Source organism: Nonomuraea sp. NPDC003201, from assembly GCF_053590415.1.
The window spans coordinates 1-6,271 of sequence record NZ_JBSFTC010000466.1; the positions used below are offsets into that span (position 1 = coordinate 1).

The window sequence follows — 6,271 nt, forward strand, 5'->3', positions numbered from 1 at the left end:
GCCCGAACGGCAGCCCCGACCCGCTGGCCGCGGCCCGCGACATCCGTGAGACGTTCCGCCGGATGGCGATGAACGACGAGGAGACGGTCGCCCTGATCGCCGGCGGCCACACCTTCGGCAAGACCCACGGCGCCGGCCCGGCCGACAACGTCGGCGCCGACCCCGAGGCCGCCCCGATCGAGGCGCAGGGCCTCGGCTGGAAGAACAGCTTCGGCACCGGCAAGGGTGGCGACGCGATCACCAGCGGTCTCGAGGGCATCTGGACGAACACCCCGATCACCTGGGACAACAGCTTCTTCGAGATCCTGTTCGGCTACGAGTGGGAGCTGTTCCAGAGCCCCGCCGGCGCCAACCAGTGGCGGCCGAAGGACGGCGCGGGCGCGGACACCGTCCCCGACGCCCACGACTCGTCGAAGAGCCACGCTCCGACGATGCTGACCACCGACCTCTCGCTCCGGTTCGACCCGGTCTACGAGCCGATCTCGCGGCGCTTCCTGGAGAACCCCGCCGAGTTCGCGGACGCCTTCGCCCGCGCGTGGTACAAGCTGACCCACCGCGACATGGGCCCGATCGTGCGCTACCTCGGCCCGGAGGTCCCGTCCGAGACGCTGCTGTGGCAGGACCCGCTGCCCGCGGTGACGCACGAGCTCGTCGACGCCGCCGACATCGCCGCCCTCAAGGGCCAGGTCCTGGCCTCGGGCCTGTCGGTGTCGCAGCTCGTCTCCACCGCGTGGGCGTCGGCCGCGTCCTTCCGCGGCAGCGACAAGCGCGGCGGCGCCAACGGCGCGCGCATCCGCCTGCAGCCGCAGAGCGGGTGGGAGGTCAACGACCCCGACCAGCTGGCGGCGGTGCTGGGCACCCTTGAGGGCATCCAGAAGGCGTTCAACGGCGCCCAGACCGGCGGCAAGCAGGTCTCGCTGGCCGACGTGATCGTGCTGGCCGGTGCCGCCGCCGTGGAGAAGGCCGCCAAGGACGCCGGCTTCGACGTCCAGGTGCCCTTCACGCCGGGCCGCGTGGACGCCACGCAGGAGCAGACCGACGTCGAGTCGTTCGCCGCGCTCGAGCCGGCCGCAGACGGGTTCCGCAACTACCTCGGGAAGGGCAACCGGCTGCCGGCCGAGTACCTGCTCATCGACCGGGCCAACCTGCTGACCCTGAGCGCTCCCGAGCTGACGGTCCTCGTCGGCGGCCTGCGCGTCCTGGGTGCGAACCACCAGCAGTCGCAGCTCGGCGTCCTCACCGCGACCCCCGGGGTGCTGACCAACGACTTCTTCGTCAACCTGCTCGACCTGGGCACGACGTGGACGGCGACGTCCGAGGACGCGAACACGTTCGAGGCCAAGGACGACGTCACCGGTGCGGTCAAGTGGACCGGCAGCCGGGCCGACCTCGTCTTCGGGTCCAACTCCGAGCTGCGCGCGGTCGCGGAGGTCTACGCGAGCGACGACGCGAAGGAGAAGTTCGTGACGGACTTCGTCGCGGCGTGGGACAAGGTCATGAACCTCGACCGGTTCGACCTGGTCTGATGATCGACGTCCGGGTCGGCCCACGCCGGGCCGGCCCGGACGGCGTACCCGGCCTCAGTGCCGGCCTCAGTACCGGCCTCTGGGCGGTCAGGCCGCCTCGGGGCCGGGGCCCGGCGGAGGCGTGGGGACGGTGGGACGCCTGACGCGATTGCGCCGCGCCAGGTAGATCACCAGCGCGATCAGGGGCAGCGACGCGATCAGCCACGGCAGCAGCGCGCCGAGCACCGTCAGCGCGATCTTCGTGAACGACACCAGCGCCTTCCAGCCCGCCTTCAGCCCGCCCAGGAAGCCCGCGGGCTCCTCCTCGGGATCCTGGACCTCGGTGACCGGCCCGACCAGCCGGAGCGTCAGCGTGGCCATGGCGACCTGCGTGGTCAGCTCCTTCTGCTGCGCCTGCAGCGACTCCAGGTCGGCCTCGCGCGTGGAGATCTCCCGCTCCACCTGTAGGACCTGCCCGATCGTGTCGGCCTTCTTCAGCAGCGTACGCAGCGAGTCCAGCGACTGCTGCGCCGACTTGAGCCGGCTGTTGACGTCGGCCATCTGCATGGTGACGTCCTGGGTGCCCTGGTTCATGGACAGCTGCTTGCCCAGGTCCTTGCCGAGCCGGCCGAGCACCTCGGCGTACTTGTCCGGCGGGACCTTGAACTCCAGCACGGCCGTGTCCTCGCTGTCACTGGCCGAGCTGGTCTCCTCCTTGGACAGGTAGCCGCCCGCCGACGTCACGATCTGCTTGGCCTGCTGCACGGCGGCGGTGACCTGCTTGGCCCGCACGGTCATGCTGCCGGTGTAGATGACCTGGCGGTCCTGCTGGGTGAGCTTGACGTTCGAGACCAGGCCGCCGTCGTCCTTGCGTTGGGGTCTCGGCTGCTTGCCGACGTCCTGCTCCTGTGCCTGATTCGGCGCCGCGGAGGCCACGGCCGGTGCGGCCGCCCCGCCGCCCGCGTCGCTGGTGAGGACGTTCGAGCTGCTGCCGCCGCCACAGCCGGCCAGGAGTAAGGCTGAGCAGGCGGTCGCGAGTGCGATTCCGTACCGGATTCTCCTCATGCCCATAAGACGAACGCGAGATAACTCCGGTTTGAGCGGATGAATCACGTTACGGTCACCCTGGTCCAGGCAACGGCGCTCCCTCGCACCCAAGGGGGGAGGCAAGGCGCTGAGGCGGTAGCGTCAGGAGGCGTGGAAGGGAATCGGGCCCACGTGGTCGTCATCGGCGGGGGGATCTCGGGTCTCGCCGCCGCGTGGTATCTCCGCCAGAGCGGGGGCAAGCGGGTCAAGGTGACCGTGCTGGAGGGCGCCTCGCGCATCGGCGGCAAGCTGTACGCCTCGGAGGTCGCCGGGGTGAGCGTGGACGCGGGCGCGGAGGCCATGCTGGCCAGGCGGCCCGAGGGCAAGGAGCTGGCCGGAGCGGTGGGGCTCGGCGACGAGCTGGTCTTCCCCGGCGCCGCCGGCTCGGCCATCTACAGCAGGGGCACGCTGCGGCCGATGCCGAAGGGCCAGGTCATGGGCGTGCCCGCCGACCTGACCGAGCTGGCCAAGTCCGGCATCGTCTCGCCCGGCGGTCTGCTGCGCGTGCCGCTCGACCAGATCCTGCCGGCGACGCTCGTCCGCACCGACGTGTCCGTGGCCGCGTACATCCGGGCCAGGATGGGCGCCGAGGTCGTGGAGCGGCTGGTCGAGCCGCTGCTCGGCGGCGTCTACGCGGGCCGTTCCGACATGTTGTCGCTGGAGGCCACGATGCCGCGCGTGGCGGCGGTGGCACGCTCCGAGCGCTCGCTGCTGACCGGCGCCAGGCAGCTCGTCGAGGAGGCGCCGAAGGACGCCGGGCCGGTCTTCACGACCCTCAGGAACGGCGTCGGCAGCCTCGCGGAGGCGGTCGCCAAGGCGTCGGGCGCGGACATCAGGACCGGCGTCACCGTACGCGAGCTGCGCAGGACCGGCGACGGCTGGCAGCTCGTCACCGGCCCGGTCCCGAGGCCCGAGGTCATCGAGGCGGACGCGGTGATCGTGGCCACGCCGGGGCCCGCCGCCTCCCGGCTGCTCAAGGCCGAGGTGCCCAAGGCGGCGAGCGAGCTGGCCAGGATCGAGTACGCCAGCATGGCCATCGTCACGCTCGCCTACCCGATCGACGCCTTCCCCGAGCCGCCCGCCTCCAGCGGCTACCTGGTGCCGCCCGTGGAGGGACGGGCGGTCAAGGCGGTCACGTTCAGCTCGGTCAAGTGGCCGCACCTGACCAAGGACATGGTGATCCTGCGCTGCTCGATCGGCAGGGTCGGCGAGGAGCACCTGCTCCAGCGGGACGACACCGAGCTGGTGTCGCTGGCCGCCGCCGAGATGGCCGAGGTGATGGGCACCAGCGGGCTGCCGCTGGACACCCGGGTCACGCGCTGGGGCGGCGCGCTGCCGCAGTACAACGTGGGTCACCTCGACCGGGTGGCCAGGGTGCGCGCGGCGGTGGCCGTGCAGCCCGGGCTGGCCGTCTGCGGCGCCGCGTACGACGGGATCGGCATCCCGGCCTGCATCGGCACGGCGCGTACGGCCGCGGCCCGGATTCTGGACCACCTGTCCCCGAGAGGACAATAGAGGCTATGACAGAGGCAGCCCCGCGGCCCAAGGCCCGCGATCTCAACCAGGTGATCCGTTACACGATGTGGTCGGTCTTCCAGGTGACCGAGCCGTGTCCCGCCGACCGCGAGGGCCTGGCGGGTGAGGTCGAGGAGCTGCTGGACCAGGCCGCCGGCAAGGGCATCGTGACCAGGGGGGTCTACGACGTGGCCGGGCTGCGGGCCGACGCCGACTTCATGTTCTGGTGGCACGCGCCCACCGCCGAGGACCTGCAGGACGTCTACTCCAGGTTCCGGCGCACCGAGCTGGGCCGCCACAGCAGGCCCGTCTGGTCGGCCATGGCGCTGCACCGGCCGGCCGAGTTCAACAAGTCGCACATCCCGGCCTTCCTCGCGGAGGAGGAGCCGCGGGCCTACGTGAGCGTCTATCCGTTCGTGCGGTCGTACGAGTGGTATCTGCTCGAGGACTCCGAGCGCCGGGCCATGCTGGCCGAGCACGGCAGGATGGCGCGCGACTATCCCGACGTGCGGGCCAACACGGTGGCGTGCTTCTCGCTCAACGACTACGAGTGGATGCTGGCGTTCGAGGCCGACGAGCTGCACAGGATCGTCGACCTGATGCGTACGCTGCGGGGCGCCCAGGCCCGCCGCCACACGCGCGTGGAGATCCCGTTCTACACGGGCGCCCGCAAGCCGGTGCGGGAGCTGATCACGGCCCTGCCCTAGGGTGCGGTGGTCGCGGTGCGGTAGAACTCGGCCGCGGTGATCGCGGCGGCGCCACGGCGAGGTCGGCTTGGCCCTCGGTGGTGAAATACGGGGCGATGAACGTCTCGTAGTGGGCTCGGGCCTCGTCCGCGGTGTGCCGGCCGAGGAACGTCCGGATGTGCCGCACCGCGGTGTCGGGGTCGTCGTGGATCACCCGCAGGGCCCGCCGGTGGGCCCGTACGACGGCCTGGACCGCGGGGTCGTCCGGAGGGATGTGGGTGGGATCGACGGCCACCCCGACGGCCACCCCGACGGTGGGGAGTTCCTCGTGCGGGCCGCGCCCGACGTAGGCGAGATCGATCGTGTGCATCAGTACATGGCCATCCCGCCGTTGACCGCGGCCGTGGTGCCGGTCATGAAGGCGTTGTCCTCGCCGGCGTAGAAGGCGACCACTTGGGCGACGTCGCCCGGGTGCGCCAGGCGGCCCAGCGGGGTGGCGGCCACCTGCCGCTGTACGAGCTCCTCGTCGAGCACGTTCGCCATCCGGGTGCCCGCGACCGGTCCGGGCTCGACGACGTTGACCGTGATGCCACGCGGGCCCAGCTCCTGGGCCAGGTAGCGGGCGAACTGCGCCAGTGCCGCCTTGGCCGTGCCCAGCGCGACCATGCCCTCCCGGGGGCGGCGGCTGAGGCCGGTGCCGAGATAGATGATGCGTCCCCAGCTCTGTTCGGTCATGGCGGGCAGGACGGCCTTGGTGACCGTGAACGCCGCACGCATCTCGTCGTCGAGCTTCCCGCCCAGTTCCTCCCATGTCATGTCCTGGAAAGGCTTGATCACATATGGGGTGAGCGCGTTGTGCACGAGCACGTCGATGCCGCCCCACGCCGCCTCGACCTGCCGGATCATGCGCCCGACCGCCGTCGCCTCGCGTACGTCGGCCTGCGCGGCCATGGCCCGGCCGCCTGCGGCCTCGATGCCGGCCACGACCTCCTCGGCCGCCCCGGCACTGCGGAGGTAGTTGACCACCACGCGCATCCCTCGCTCGGCCAGAAGGCGTGCGGTGGCCGCGCCGATTCCGCTGCCGGCCCCCGTCACCAGCGCCACCCTGCCGGTCGCCTCAGCCACGGGCCCACCCCCTGCCCATCCTGCGGCCTGGACCGTCCCTGCTCTTCCCTGATGCCCCAGGGGCCGTCCGGATAACGGCAGAAAGAGCGAGGCCGAAGTTGGCGATCCAGGCGACTTGATCTATCCGCTTTGTCACAATCAGGGAAATCCTCTGTTCGTACGGGCGGCTTGCGGTGGCACGTTCCAAGGTGCTCCGGGCGCTTGATGGCGGCGTCCCACGGTGGCGGGGAGGGCGGGGTGATGGGTGGATCGGGAAAACGGGGGAGCCGGCGGCGCGGGGCCGGCCGTCATGTGGCGACGCGCTCGCGGCGGCGCGGTCGGGGCCGGCGGTGGGCGGTCGGAGCGGTCGGGGCC

At 71.6% G+C, this 6,271-nt stretch carries 6 protein-coding genes; 3 read left to right on the forward strand and 3 right to left on the reverse strand.

Annotated features, from left to right (window positions below; translation table 11 throughout):
- Positions 1-1,526 (forward strand): catalase/peroxidase HPI (katG, locus tag ACWDX9_RS57970; RefSeq protein WP_449971848.1); only part of this gene is annotated, 1,526 nt, incomplete at its 5' end.
- Between the two features lie 87 nt (positions 1,527-1,613).
- Here katG and ACWDX9_RS57975 read toward each other — a convergent pair.
- Entirely contained in the window at positions 1,614-2,570 is a 957-nt protein-coding gene (locus ACWDX9_RS57975) for a DUF4349 domain-containing protein (protein ID WP_449971851.1), read from the reverse strand.
- Between the two features lie 132 nt (positions 2,571-2,702).
- Here ACWDX9_RS57975 and hemG point away from each other — a divergent pair, with 132 nt between their 5' ends.
- Complete coding sequence (gene hemG, locus ACWDX9_RS57980; RefSeq protein WP_449971855.1) at positions 2,703-4,106, forward strand: protoporphyrinogen oxidase; 1,404 nt, start codon at positions 2,703-2,705, stop codon at positions 4,104-4,106.
- A gap of 5 nt (positions 4,107-4,111) precedes the next feature.
- Entirely contained in the window at positions 4,112-4,813 is a 702-nt protein-coding gene (gene hemQ / locus ACWDX9_RS57985) for a hydrogen peroxide-dependent heme synthase (RefSeq protein WP_449971858.1), read from the forward strand.
- On the opposite strand, the gene ACWDX9_RS57990 is transcribed toward hemQ, so the two are convergent.
- Together ACWDX9_RS57990 and ACWDX9_RS57995 are read right to left on the reverse strand one after the other, a co-directional pair.
- A complete protein-coding gene (locus tag ACWDX9_RS57990) occupies positions 4,797-5,162 on the reverse strand; it encodes a hypothetical protein (RefSeq protein WP_449971861.1) in 366 nt (121 codons plus the stop codon). The genes hemQ and ACWDX9_RS57990 overlap by 17 nt on opposite strands.
- Positions 5,162-5,917, reverse strand: coding sequence for an SDR family NAD(P)-dependent oxidoreductase (locus ACWDX9_RS57995; protein WP_449971864.1), 756 nt, complete (start codon positions 5,915-5,917; stop codon positions 5,162-5,164). The genes ACWDX9_RS57990 and ACWDX9_RS57995 overlap by 1 nt, the downstream gene beginning before the upstream one ends.
- Positions 5,918-6,271 lie beyond the last annotated feature (354 nt).